The following is a 13,516-nucleotide window of genomic DNA, read 5'->3' as shown; positions in this document are numbered from 1 at the left end:
CCATACTGGTTTCACGTTGGCAACCAAGGGGGATTGAATGACCAGCTATCAAAACTACATCACCAGAGATACCGCAGGCGGTGCCAGCATCGCCAACTTCCCGGGCGCCGTCCTGGAAATCGATGAACCCGATGTATTTGCGCTGGACATTCTGGATGCGCCTAACCTGGAGACCATCCATCTCAAACGATTGAAATCCCTCAAACGCCCGCATCTGGTGCTGAGCAATCTTCCGAGACTTTCCCAGGTTGCACTGCCCTCCGGGCATCCGGGCGCAATCGTGCACTTCCACTCTGAAAAGCAACCCGAGCCCTTTGTCATCGCCGGTGCTATCAGCGAATTTGATGGCGCATGGGAAAACGTTCAGACACGTTTCGAGGCGTCTCCACAAAGGCAACATTGGAGCCGGCTTGTTTTCTGTACGCCTGACATGGGCATAGCAGAGCCGGCGGGCCAGGGACTGGTGATTATTACCGGGAACATGCCTGCTACCAGTGATCAGCTGACTCTGGAAGCGAATAACGACTGGCTTATAGCCAACACTGCGGGGCTACGACACGTTCAAATCAACACCTCCGGAAAGGTGATGCTGCAGCAGGTACCGAACCTGCGCACAGCCAATAGTTCGGGCCACGGACTGACGTTGGATGTCTACGATGCGCCCTCACTAAAGCGACTCGCCGGTGTCGGTAATCGATTCGTGCTCTATCAAAAGCAGTCCACTGGGGAGCTAACCATTGCAGACAACTGGCAACATGCGCGCATCCACAGCAAAACGCTGGAGACTCTGAACTTTCAGAACGGAACCAGCCTCACGCTGCATCACTGCAATGCCTTAGCAAAGGTTAACCTCGCGCTCGGTATGGATGTGCAGTGTTTTGGCGCTCTCCCCACACCATTGATGGCCAAAGCGCGGTTCTTCTTTGACGAATCCTCACTGAACACGTGTATGGATCGCTTCAAAAATGGCGAGGGTGCTCAGCTTGCCGGAATACTCACTATCTTGGCTAACGCCCATGAGCGGGAGCAGGTAGTGCTGAGCCTCCAGAAAATCAAAGAGCTCTGTGAGCTGGGCGTTGCCCCCGAACTTGTCTGGCAGACGCGTCGGGAACTGGCGGCCAGGCACCGTAACAACCGCGGCAAAAACAAGGGAGCGAAGCGCCCGTTCAACGAAGCCGCCGTAACCAAAGCAGACCTCTACTGGCACTGGAAATTCCCGGAAGACCTGGCACCTCAGGGCTGGGAAGCAGACCTTGCCATCTGGCACCACTGCCAGTCGACCGTGCGCGCCGCGGCAGACTACGGCGACATTATCGCCCTGACTTGCAGTGACGACGTCGCGCTCGAAACGCTTCTTCGCATGGCGGCTAATGATCACCGGGACAATGCATTATTCCGTCTGGCCATTCGCTGCATGAAGGAATACGTCAGCCGCGACGAAGACTTTCTTCTGAACAGCAACCGAAGCCAGCAAAAAGACCCAACCTTGCGGGTTGTCCGACTGCTGATCGGCTCGCGAGCCTCCCAGGAGGACCAACGCACCGTGATCAGCTTCCTATGCGACATTCTGCCACTGGAGACGCTGGTGAAATCCGTTCCGCCGATCGTCCATCTGAGCCCGGGGTTGTTTCGGGGTCAATTAATGAGCCTTGCCCGAAAACCGGATGGCTGGATCGCGGCCCGAATCGGACGTCTTCCGTTCTTCAGACAGGACGACAAGGTCAGCGAATACCGGCAACAGCTGATGCAAATCGCCCTGGCGCCCTGCACTCGTGAGGACGAAGAAGATGAGGCGATCGAGACCGACACCAACTACCCACTATTCCAAGGAGAAGCCTGATATGAGCGAACGTAACCACACCACCCGCTACGCCACACCCGGCCAGATCTACGGCATTCTTCAGCATCAATTGCAGCTGCTGGGTGAACAACCGGACATGGCCCACCAACTGCCGCCAGTGATGCTCTGGGGGCCGCCCGGCGTTGGCAAAAGTTCCATCATCCGTGACGTATGCGAAAAAGCCGGTGTCGGGTTCATTGATATCCGGCTGTCACAGCGGGAACCGGTCGATCTTCGCGGCCTGCCGGTTCCGGATGGGGATTCCGTGAACTGGCTGATCTCCGGCGAATGGCCTCGCGATCCGGAGAGCCGCGGCATTATCCTTTTCGACGAAATCACCGCCGCAGACAGATCTTTGCAGGTTGCTGCTTACGAGCTGATTCTCGATCGCCGCCTGGGCAACCTTTACAGCCTTCCCGATGGCTGGCTCGTGGTCGCGGCCGGCAACCGCGCCGAGGACCGCGCCGTTGCGCAGACGTTTTCCAGCGCCCTGGCCAACCGTTTCTGCCATCTGGATGTCGAGGCGGATCTGGACAGCTGGTGCCAATGGGCCGCGGCCAAACAGCTGCACCCGGACGTCATCGGGTTCGTCCGTTTCCGGCCTGAATGCTTTTTTAACATGAACGGAAACATCGAACAGGGATGGCCGAGCCCACGTAGTTGGACCCGTGTCGCCAGCATTCTCGAACACGCGGGCGACAGCCTGAATGAGGATACGCTGAGCCTGATGATGCAGGGGCTGGTTGGCAGCGCAGCAGCGACCGAGTTCCTGGCATTCCGCCGCTGGAGCAAGGAATTGCCGGACGTACCCGCCATGTTACGGGGGGAGTGTCCTGTCAGCATTCCAGAGCGCGCTGATCAGCGTTTTGCTTTCTGCAGCAGCCTGGCCCATCACCTATGGAAAGGCCCCGAGAATCGTCTGCAGGAGCGCCTGGAGCGCTTCTTCGCAATCAGCGGTGAACTGACATCCGATTTCGCCACCCTGGCGCTGTTGGATGCCACCGCCGCTGAAGGCGATTCAAAACAAGAGCAGCGGGCAATGGATGTATTTTGCCATCCAGCCTTCGAGGCCTGGAGCAAAACCCATGGCAAGGTCTTCAACCAGCACATGGAGAAAGCCCTTAGCCAAAAGGTTGAAAAAGTAGCATGAGTGCGCTGAGAGAGAACATCACCACGCTGCCGTCAAAGGAGGACCAGGCGCTCAAAAAGACCATGCGCAAAGTGTGCGAACAGGATCGTGCGCTGATGATGACGGCCCAGCCCTTTACCGCCATGTTGGCCATGCAGCTGAACCTGATTCCCGTGGTCGACAGCCGCCTGCCCACCGCGGGAACCGATGGTAAAAACATCTTCTTCAACGCCCGGTTTATGGCCAAGCGCAGCGAGGCGGACCGTCGCTTTATCATCGCCCACGAAGTCTGGCATTGCGCCATGGGCCACTTCCGGCGCCAACTGGGCCGGGATGCAAAACTTTGGAACCAGGCCTGCGATTACGAGGTAAACCACATCCTCAGTGCCGAGCTCGGCCACTGCCCGACCGACGCACTCTGGGACAAGCGCTTTCGGGAACTGTCCGCGGAAGAAATCTACGCCCGCCTAACCCACGGGATAGAGCAACCGAGGCGGGGGCAAACGGTTCTGGATACCCATGACCTCGATGCTGCCCTGAATGAACATTCCGGAGAGCTGGTAATGGATCCGGACTTCCATCCGGAAACGCCGGGAACTGCCCAAGACGAACAGTCATTGGCTGAGTCTTGGCGTCAACGTCTGATTGCCGTGGCGCAGCAGCGGGACCGCTTGCCCGGCAACCTTCCGGGATACCTGCGCCGGATCGTCGATCGTATCCGCGAACCTCAGGTTCCCTGGCAGCAACTACTTGCCCGCTTCCTGCAAAAACAGCAAGGCGGGGACAGGCAATGGTTACCGCCCTCACGCCGGCACATTCACCGGGCGCTATACCTCCCCAGTCGAAAAGGAAGCTTGTTGGAACTCACGGTGGCCTTGGACAACTCCGGGAGCTGTATGAATGATGTTCCGGTTTTTCTGGCCGAGCTCAAAGGCATCCTGTCGTCCTTCAACCGGGTGAGCCTCCGTTTGATCGTCTTTGACACAAGAGTACAAAGTGACGAGGTCCTCACGGAACAGGATTTGTATCGACTGAACAAAATGGAAATCACCGGTGGTGGCGGAACCGATTTTCGGCCCGTCTTTGAGGCGTGCAGCGAACAGTCGCCGCAAGCACTGATCTTTCTGACCGACGGATGCGCGCAAGCCCCGGAAACGCCGCCGGCCTACCCGACGCTGTGGGTGTTGCCCAGTGATGGCCGCAGCCCGACGAATTGGGGCGACGTCATTCATCTGAATGACCATGCGGCTTAGAGAAGCTCGCAACCTGGCGTTGCTAGCCGACATGGGCGGATATCCGTAAACTGGCGAACTTAACAACGTTTCCAATCACACAGGCAACCGGATACTCCATGACTCTCAACGAACGCGCCATCGGCGGCTTGCTGGCGCTGGCATGCGGTGATGCACTGGCCAACGGCGTGGAATTCAGCCCCCGTGGCAGCGCTGACATCAAAGACATGAACAGCACCCGAAGATACTTGCCTGTGGGCCAGTGGTCGGACGACACGGGGTTAGCGTTGTGCCTGGGAGAGAGCCTGGTTGCCAGGAACGGTTTTGATGCGGCCGATCAAATGCGCCGCTACGAGGGCTTTTACGACCGCCAGGAAGGCTGGCCCAGTGAACTGGCTTTGGCGCCAGGCAATACCCTTGGGGCAGCCCTTAAAAAGTTCAAACACACCGATGAACCCTTCGCGGGATCCACGCACCCGTTGGCAGCCGGAAACGGTGGCTTGATGCGCCTGCTTCCAGCAGTGCTCGCCGCGCATCCGGACCTGGAACTTATCCGCCTTTGGGCAAGAGAATCCACCAGGACCACCCACGGTGCCGAAGAGTGTCTGGAGGCCAGTGAGTTACTGGCTATGATTATTCATCATCTGCTGCGTGGAGAACCCAAGAACCAAGCCCTCGAAGCTGGAAAAGACGAATCCTGGAAGAGCAAAAAAATCACGACACTGGCCCAGGGGGATTACCTCCAAAAGGCCGATGCGCTGATCAAAGCCAAAAGTTATGTGGTCGATACTTTGGAAGCAGCCCTTTGGTGTTTCGGTACAACAGACTCGCTTGAAGCTGCGCTTCTCGCCGCCGCGAATCTTGGAGATGATTGCGATACTGTCGCGGCGATCACCGGGCAGCTGGCCGGGTGCCATTACGGGCTCAGCGCCATTCCGGCAGACTGGCTGAATGTGCTGGTGGAAAAAGACCGCATAGAACAGTTGGCCCAGCGTCTGATTGAACTGCCCCCCGATACAACCGCCAACCCGGAAGGCTGAATATCCCATGAGCGATCAGCTGAGACGGCAAATCGAAATCCTGAAGTTGCTGCCCCGCCCAGGCCTGGCCAAATCTACCGGGGATATTCACAGAGAGCTAAAAGAAAGGGACCACGCTTCCTCCAAGCGCACCATAGAGCGCGACTTGGAAAACCTGCTGGAAGTGTTCCCTATGTCTGTCCACAAAGAGAGCAAACAGGGTACCAACGGCCGAACCAATTACTGGCACCTCACATCCCTGAAAGGCCTGCTGCCGGAAACCCTGCTGAACGACAACGATGCGGCGCTAGCACTCACCATGCTCAAACAGCAGGCCTACAATCGCCTACCGCGCAGCGTGGTAAAGCGTCTGGACTCTCTCTGGCAACAAGCCACAACGACGGCAGAGACCGACAAAAGAGCGCAACAATGGATGCAGCTCATCCAATACCTCCCGGACCCAATGCGGCCGGAGTCTCCGCCCATTGACGGGTATGTGCAAAACACTATTGAAGAAGCCCTCGCCAGCTCGGATGCGCTCGACCTAACCATCGCAACACTGGACGGGGAAACCAGGCTCGAAGGTCTCCTCCCCCTTCGACTGCTGCTACAGGAAGAAATACTCTACCTATTGGCGGAATACCCCGGCGCACCGAATATGGACGAGAGTATTCAGCTCTTACCCCTGCACAGAATCACCAAGGCCGAAGCTCGTCTGAGTTTTGATGACAGTTCGCTTGAGCCGGATCTCGCGCAATCTTTTGCGCTCGGAATGGAGGACAGCCTCAGGTTAGTAATCCGCGTGAACCGGCCACTCGCCGAAGCCTTGTTCAACCGACCTATTGGGCGCGACCAAAGTTTGGAGGAGGATTCGGCTAACCCCGGCCTCTATGTGGTGACCACTTTTATTGAGAACAGCCCACAGCTGAAACGTTGGCTTGCAAGACGTAATGGCGGAGAACTGGAGATTATCGAGCCGAAGTGGCTAGTCTAAATCTCGCTGGCTTTCGTCAAGCCAATCGATCTCAGAGCGAAAAGTTAATGCTGTTTTCGCTCTTCCACCCAATACGGACATTGAATACCAAATGACAACCAGAACTAACCCTGCCCTAGATACTCCATGCGGTAAATATTTCACCTTCCGAGATTTCATTGAATGCGGAGAAACCCAACGAAACCTCGGCACCCCCAATCAACCGCAACAGGCCGAAACGTTCAACGCTTTGCGTGACCTAGCCACTTATATGATCGACCCCATAGTCGAGCGATTCGGTATGGTGGAACTCACCTTTGGCCTCTGCTCTTCCGCTCTGGGCGCCAAGATACCTGGCAGAATTGCGCCAAAGCTGGACCAACATGCCTCATTCGAGGTGAACCGACTAGGCAACCGGATATGCGAACGAGACGGAGCAGCCGTGGACTTCATTCTTGAAAATGGAAATATGTTCGAGGTAAGCCAATGGATTCTGCGAAATCTTGCCTTCGATAGACTCTACTTTTACGGGCCCGACAGACCGATCCATGTCAGTTACAGCTCAGCACCTTGCAGGCAGGTCACAGTGATGAAGGAGTCGGAAAGAACCGGACGGCGCATCCCCCGCACCTATGTCGACCGGGATTTCGCCAAGCTAGAAACGTCGCCGATCTAGAGTTTTATACGGAGATACTCGATATTGCTTCTGCAATTTTCTTCGCTGCTTCAGCAATTTGCTCCTCATCTGAAAATCGCCCGACACTCATACGAACCGAAGATGAAGCGCGCTCCTCTGACAAACCTATTGATTTCAAAACGTACGACGACTGAATAATTCCACTATTACAAGCAGAGCCAGTCGAAGCACAAATCGATGGCTGAAGCCTGTTGATCAAGGATTCGGCATCAATGCCCGGGAATTCAAGATTTAGGTTCCCTGGATGACGATCGATGGCATCGCCATTGATCGAAAATCCCACATTCGCTTTACGAAGATTCTCCAACAAACCAGATGATAATTCTTTAAGCCTATGCCTATTTTGAGCACCCTCCTTCCTAATGATCGAAGCGGCAACGCCGAAACCAACACATAAAGGAGTTGGGAGAGTCCCAGAGCGCAAGCCATTCTGCTGACCGCCCCCATGAACAAGAGGCGGAAAATTATTCTGCAAGGAGGGGTCTATGAATAGGGCCCCGACTCCCTTCGGGCCATAGATCTTGTGGGCCGACAAGCTTAGCAAGTCTATTCCAAGCTCAACTACGTCCAAATCTATTGCTTCAGGGGCCTGAGCCGCGTCGCAGTGGAAAATAGCGCCCACACGCTGCGCCTGTTCAGCTATCCATGCGATGTCTTGGACTGTACCTATTTCGTTATTCACAGCCATAACGCTGATTAACAAAACATCATCGGCCAGCATGGCACTGAATGCCGCCCGGTCTATCTGACCAGACTCAAGTACAGGCACTTCCTTGACTTTGTTCCCATATTGGCGTGCGAAGAAATACGCTGCCTCTTTTACACACTTATGCTCAATTGCACTAATCAGAATAGTCTTTCTATCGGTTTCATTCCCAGCGAGCACGCCGAAAATCGCCTGGTTGTTCGCTTCGGTGGCACCGGAAGTAAAGACGATTTCTTCCGGAAGCGCCCCAACAAGAGAAGCAACTTCATAGCGAGCAGATTCGATCGAATCTGAGGACTTCCACCCTAAAATGTGACTAGACGAGTGCGGGTTTCCAAAGGAATCAGTAAAATGCGGCAGCATCGCCTCAAGCACACGGACATCTGTGGGCGTAGATGCCTGATAATCAAGATAAATCGAGTCAGAAACGCGCATTCCACCCTCGCTGACCAAAAATTCAACTGGAAGTTCTCTCCAGTCCAATATTCCATTGACCTTACGCATTCCAATCATTATTGTCGATACTGGAGCAATGATCCAGGGGAAAAAATGTTTAATAGTCCGCTTTTTAAAACAGGTTACCAACCACAGTTCTCCGGCCACGAAACCTTCCCAATGCGCTACGGATGGCTAAAGAAGGCATACGACGCAGTTAAAGAATCTCAAGAGAGCAGAAACGACCATTCCGTCTTCAATGATGAAGGTGCGATCGCACGGTTCGGCGTGGGCAAGAATATGGTCGCCTCCATTCGTCATTGGGCAACGCAATGCGACGTAATCAAGCCCGGGAATAAAGGCAATCAAGCAGAAGTAAGCGAAATCGGAAAAAAAATATTTGATGACAATGGGTTAGACCCATTTATGGAATACCCCTCTACCCCTTGGTTGTTGCACTGGAAACTCGCGTCCAACAAGAAGTTGACGACATGGTTTTGGGTATTTAGCCACTTCCCGACCGATAGCTTTGAACGAGATAACATCGTTCAGGCATTAGAGAAGTTGGGCACTGAGCAAGCTTGGTCAAGGATGTCAAAATCGACCATCAAGCGTGATGTCGAGTGTTTTGTCCGCACTTATGCAGCTAAGCCGGCAACAGGGAAGCAAACCCATGAAGATACGATGGAGTCTCCCCTCACTGAGCTAAGCCTTCTCAAGGCAATTGGAAAGAAAGATGGGTTTCGCGTCGTCCGGGGCCCTAAAGCGACATTGGGTGACGGAGTGTTCGCATATGCTGTAATTAGTTTTTGGAACAGTTTTTCTACTGCTAACACGATTTCTCTCGAAGCTCTGGCACATCAACCTGGATCACCTGGCAAGGTCTTTCAGCTAAGCGAAGATGACCTCACTGACCGATTAACACGCATAGAAATGTCGACGAATGGCAAGTTGAAATGGTCTGAAACAGCGGGTCTAAAGCAACTGGTTCGATCTGAAAAAATAGCAGACCAAGATGCACTTCAATTAATCGACATCGACTACCAAGGCGAATACGAAGGAAAGGTTGCCTAATGCCGCTATCAGATAGTGTTTACGTTGAGAGGCGTTTTCAGCGCTCCATTCGGATCGACACCGACTTACAAAACCCAGATGCTCTAACCGGGTTCATTTGCCCTGAATCGTCTGCGGCCGTGCTCTCAACTATGGCCAACCATATTACCGAGAGTGGCCAGGCGGCATTCACCTGGACGGGCCCCTATGGCAGCGGTAAATCCAGCCTCGTCATTGCCCTGAGCGCGCTCACAGCGAAAAGCAAAGCTCAACGCGATCAGGCTAAACGCGCGGTCGGCGAGTCTACCGCCGAGAATGTCTGGAACGCCCTACCGCCTGGAAAACAAGGCTGGACCACCATCCCGGTCGTCGGACAACGAGCATCGGCTCGGAAGGTCATTGGCGACGCACTGATACATAACGGGCTGGCATATATAGAGCCCGACGAAGGCTGGACCGATACTAACATCGTTCAAACATTGGTGAATGCAGCGAACAACATCCCCGGAAAGGCCGGCCTCATTTTGTTTATTGATGAAATGGGCAAGTTCCTTGAAGCCGCTGCACGCGATGGCTCTGATCTCTATCTCTTCCAGCAGCTAGCGGAGATCGCCTCTCGCTCAAACGGAAAACTCGTGGTCATCGGCATCCTTCATCAGGCTTTTGAAGAATACGCCAACCGACTTTCTCGTGATGCTCGTGATGAGTGGTCAAAGATTCAAGGCCGCTTCGTAGACCTCGCCGTCAATACTGCTGGGGAAGAACAGATTGACCTGCTTGCGCGGGCGATTCACTCAGAACATGACTCGAGCATTGTCAGTCACCAGTCCTCGGTCACTGCGGACACAATACGGTCCCATAAGCCGGGAGTAAGCGAAAACCTCGCGCCTCTACTCGAAAGCACCTGGCCGTTGCATCCAGTGGTTGCCGCCCTACTCGGCCCTATTTCCCGCCGGCGATTTGGGCAGAACCAACGGAGTCTGTTCGGTTTTCTTAATTCCGCAGAACCGAACGGTTTCCAGGACTTTCTCAGAATGTCAGATGGCGAGGAAACCTACAGCCCCAGTCGCCTGTGGGATTACCTGAGAGTGAATCTAGAGCCATCCATCATTGCATCACCTGACGGTCATCGCTGGGCAATGGCGGCTGAAGCACTTGACCGCTGTGAAGCGAACGGAGGCAGCACCGTTCATATTCAGCTTCTCAAAACGATTGCAGTGCTCGATCTTTTTCGTGAACGCTCCGGACTTTATCCCGGCCAGGAGCTCCTATATACGACGGTTCGAGCTACCAAAGAAGAGGTTGATGCCGCTCTGGAGGACCTCAGACGCTGGTCCTTTGTCATTTACCGAAAGCATATGTCTTCTTATGCCGTCTATGCCGGTAGCGACTTTGATATCGAGTCAGCCATTGAACAGGCTTTGCAGGAAGTTCGCGACGTAAATTTTGAAACGCTGCAACGCATGGCTGGAATGCAACCCATTCTTGCGAAACGTCATTATTTTGAGACTGGTGCACTGCGTTGGTTTGATGTTCAGCTGGGCTCCCTAACGGCGGCAACTTCAAATGCCGCACAATTTATCCCACACCAAGGGACTATCGGCCTTTACTTGTTAGCGCTGCCCACTGAGGGAGAAGATAGCCAAACGGCTCGTGCACGCTGTAAAGAAGCTTCAAAGAAAGCAGTAAAAGAAGGCCTGAATGTCATTGTAGGGTTTCCCTTGCAAGCCTGGACCATCATCGAGCTTGCTAAAGAATTAAAAGCCTTAGAGAAAGTACGTGAGGAGCACACGGAAATACAGGGTGATCTGGTTGCCCACCGAGAGGTAAACAGTCGCCTCATTGCCTTACAAAACCAGCTAGAAGCAGAGCTTCAACAAGCGATGTTGAACGCAGTCTGGTTTCAGAATGGGCAAGAACTTAAGCGCATGACCATCAGAGCCCTCAACAACAAGGTGTCTGCTGTTGCAGAACACCTATACCCGGATTCTCCGAGAATCAAAAACGAACTTCTCAATAGGACAAAGCCGTCTAGCAGTGCCATTGCTGCACAAAATGCGCTCCTCAAAGCTATGGCAAACAACCTTGGCGAGAGCCGATTGGGTATTAGGGGATATCCGGCCGAAGGGGGCTTGTTCGAATCACTGCTAGAACACACCAAACTCTATGGCCCCACAGCGCAAGGCTTCGACTTTATCAAGCCAAGCTGGGAAGATGATACCGCTCGACTCCAACCAGCATGGAGAAAAGCAGCTGAACACTTGGAATCCAACTCAGATCGCTCTGTTGGTATCGACGAGCTTTACGAGATCTGGGAAGACAAACCGATCGGTCTTAAACGGGGTTTAATGCCTGTTTTAGCCGTTGCGTTTGTCCTATCCCAACGCAGTAACATCGCGTTTTACCGCGAAGGGATCTTTCAACCCTTATTTACTGATCTCGATGTTGATTACCTAGCCAAAGATCCGGCGTCAATCCAAGTTAGGTGGATGGACCTCAGTCACCTATCGAAAAGCCTTCTTTCCGGCTTGGCTGAAGTTGTACGTGAGTTAGATACGGAAAATCCACTAAAAGAATTAGCACCAATCGACGTTGCTCGCGGATTAGTCGCAATCTTCGACCGCCTACCAAATTGGACCAAACGTACCCAAAGGCTATCCGCTACGGCCATGAAGGTTCGAACAATCTTCAAGCATGCGAGTGACCCGAACCAGTTACTGTTCTCAGACCTCCCCGGGGTGTACGAGAAAAACGCCGACATCCAAAAGGAAGAGGTAGCAAATGCGGTCATAACGACCATACGAGAGGCCATGAAAGAGCTCGTTGACGCCTATCCCAAAATGCTTGAACGCATGTCTAGCATGCTTTTGACAGAGCTCCAGGTTCCAAGCGATTCACCACAGGCCCTCACTGAACTCAGAGACCGCGCCGAAAACATCAAGCAAATGTCTGGAGATTTCAGGCTAGATGCCTTTACTAACCGAATTGCGGTGCTCGATGGCACCAACGCATCAATAGAGGGTGTCGGGAGCCTGGCGGCAAATAAACCGCCCAGAGATTGGGTCGACGCGGACCTAGACTCAGCATTTATCGAAACCGCAGCGTTGGCGCAAAAATTTGTGCGAACGGAATCGTATGCCCGAGTCCAAGGCCGAAAAGACAAGCGTCACGCGATGGCAATAATCATCTCCAGAGACGGGCAACCCAAGCCTATGGAGGCGGATTTCCAGATAACGGAGAGCGATCGCCCGAAAGTTGATGAACTGGTTTCACGACTGAAAGAATCAGTCCAATCAGATAGTACGAATAAGAAAGCCGTAATATTGGCAGCTCTTGCGGAGTTGAGCAGCGAATACATGAGCCTAGCGACCGACACCGAACAATTGAGCTTTTTGGAGGAAACCGATGTCACACCATGAGAAACACGTGCTCGGCTTGTCAGGCGGAAAAGACAGCGCGGCACTTGCAATATATATGCGCCAGAATTATCCGGAACTAGACATCGACTACTTTTTCACTGATACGGGCAAAGAGCTTCCGGAAGTCTACGAGTTTCTTGGAAAACTTGAAGGCTTCTTAGGAAAGCCAATTTTAAGGCTCAATCCAAATCGCGATTTCGATTACTGGCTAAAACAGTACAACAACTTCTTACCGTCAGCTCAAACCCGCTGGTGCACGCGCCAACTCAAGCTGAAGCCCTTCGAAGATTGGATTAAGCCGTTCCTTGAGGAGGGTATGACAGTACACAGCTATGTGGCGATTCGAGCTGACGAGCCCTATCGTGAAGGGTACAACGCCAAACAGGACAATCTTAAAATCCATCTTCCGTTTAAAGATGATGGCATCGACAAGCCAGGCGTAGCTGAAATCTTGGAGAGCTCTGGGTTAGGATGGCCAAAATATTACGAGTGGAGATCACGGAGTGGTTGCACTTTCTGCTTCTACCAACAGAAGATTGAATGGGTTCGGTTAAAAGAACGCCATCCTGAAGCCTTTGAAGAAGCTAAAGCCTACGAAAAAGATGCGCTTGAAAACGGCTCGCCTTTTACCTGGAGCCAAGGAGAGTCACTTGACGAATTGACAGAACCTGAGCGCATTCGTCAAATCAAGGATGATTACGAAAGACGCCTCTTGAAGATCAAGCAAAAAAAGAGACAAAACCCCTTGCGCCCAGACGCCGAATTGATCGACATCGACGACGTTTACGGCCAACCAAAGTTTTGTGTAGCTTGCCACAAATAGGCTACTGGCCGGAATTCTTTTATGCCAATCCGACAATCGGGCCTTACTTGGAAAAATTTCTAAAATATAGCAGCCTTGAGTTTCTTGGGTCACGCTGTAATCCCCCCATTTTTAACCACACTTTTGAGTAGAGGTTAAGCTACCTCCAGCAGCCTGGATGGGGGTACTCCTCCAATGGCCGTGTTCGGTC

The 13,516-nt window shown here is 53.2% G+C and carries 10 protein-coding genes; 9 read left to right on the top strand and 1 reads right to left on the bottom strand.

Going from position 1 to position 13,516, the window contains the following annotated elements; translation table 11 throughout:
- The first annotated feature begins 37 nt into the window (after positions 1 to 37).
- From ACP2AU_RS00050 to ACP2AU_RS00025, 6 genes are all read left to right on the top strand, one after another.
- Positions 38 to 1,840 (top strand): hypothetical protein, encoded by a 1,803-nt coding sequence (locus ACP2AU_RS00050; protein WP_426373724.1) that lies wholly within the window; start codon positions 38 to 40, stop codon positions 1,838 to 1,840.
- 1 nt (position 1,841) lies between these two features.
- Complete coding sequence (locus tag ACP2AU_RS00045) at positions 1,842 to 2,990, top strand: AAA family ATPase (RefSeq protein ID WP_426373723.1); 1,149 nt, start codon at positions 1,842 to 1,844, stop codon at positions 2,988 to 2,990.
- On the top strand, positions 2,987 to 4,222 hold the full coding sequence (locus tag ACP2AU_RS00040; RefSeq protein ID WP_426373722.1) for a DUF2201 family putative metallopeptidase: 1,236 nt from the start codon (positions 2,987 to 2,989) through the stop codon (positions 4,220 to 4,222). Before ACP2AU_RS00045 ends, ACP2AU_RS00040 begins: the two co-directional genes overlap by 4 nt.
- Positions 4,223 to 4,320: 98 nt before the next feature.
- Positions 4,321 to 5,241 (top strand): ADP-ribosylglycohydrolase family protein, encoded by a 921-nt coding sequence (locus tag ACP2AU_RS00035; protein WP_426373721.1) that lies wholly within the window; start codon positions 4,321 to 4,323, stop codon positions 5,239 to 5,241.
- Positions 5,242 to 5,248: 7 nt separating this feature from the next.
- Positions 5,249 to 6,214 carry a WYL domain-containing protein gene (locus ACP2AU_RS00030; protein ID WP_426373720.1) on the top strand — a complete coding sequence of 322 codons (966 nt, stop codon included), beginning with the start codon at positions 5,249 to 5,251 and terminating at the stop codon, positions 6,212 to 6,214.
- Between the two features lie 91 nt (positions 6,215 to 6,305).
- A complete protein-coding gene (locus ACP2AU_RS00025) occupies positions 6,306 to 6,869 on the top strand; it encodes a hypothetical protein (RefSeq protein ID WP_426373719.1) in 564 nt (187 codons plus the stop codon).
- 4 nt (positions 6,870 to 6,873) lie between these two features.
- Here the strand turns inward: ACP2AU_RS00025 and ACP2AU_RS00020 are convergent, their stop codons facing one another.
- Positions 6,874 to 8,199, bottom strand: a complete 1,326-nt coding sequence (locus tag ACP2AU_RS00020) for a cysteine desulfurase family protein (protein ID WP_426373718.1) — start codon at positions 8,197 to 8,199, stop codon at positions 6,874 to 6,876.
- Here ACP2AU_RS00020 and ACP2AU_RS00015 point away from each other — a divergent pair.
- Genes ACP2AU_RS00015 through ACP2AU_RS00005 form a run of 3 tightly spaced genes read left to right on the top strand, consistent with a single transcriptional unit; the run spans position 8,146 to position 13,326 of the window.
- The gene (locus tag ACP2AU_RS00015) at positions 8,146 to 9,105 is read left to right on the top strand and encodes a DUF4007 family protein (protein ID WP_426373717.1); all 960 of its coding nucleotides are present in this window, start codon (positions 8,146 to 8,148) and stop codon (positions 9,103 to 9,105) included. The two genes, ACP2AU_RS00020 and ACP2AU_RS00015, sit on opposite strands and share 54 nt — an antisense overlap.
- The gene (locus ACP2AU_RS00010; RefSeq protein ID WP_426373716.1) at positions 9,105 to 12,503 is read left to right on the top strand and encodes an ATP-binding protein; all 3,399 of its coding nucleotides are present in this window, start codon (positions 9,105 to 9,107) and stop codon (positions 12,501 to 12,503) included. Before ACP2AU_RS00015 ends, ACP2AU_RS00010 begins: the two co-directional genes overlap by 1 nt.
- Positions 12,490 to 13,326, top strand: a complete 837-nt coding sequence (locus ACP2AU_RS00005) for a phosphoadenosine phosphosulfate reductase family protein (RefSeq protein WP_426373715.1) — start codon at positions 12,490 to 12,492, stop codon at positions 13,324 to 13,326. Before ACP2AU_RS00010 ends, ACP2AU_RS00005 begins: the two co-directional genes overlap by 14 nt.
- Positions 13,327 to 13,516 lie beyond the last annotated feature (190 nt).

It is taken from the genome of Marinobacter sp. VGCF2001 (genome assembly GCF_049943275.1).
Taxonomy (GTDB): Bacteria; Pseudomonadota; Gammaproteobacteria; order Pseudomonadales; family Oleiphilaceae; genus Marinobacter.
Note: the sequence above shows the minus strand (reverse complement) of the source record. Positions and strands in the feature narration are given on the sequence as shown.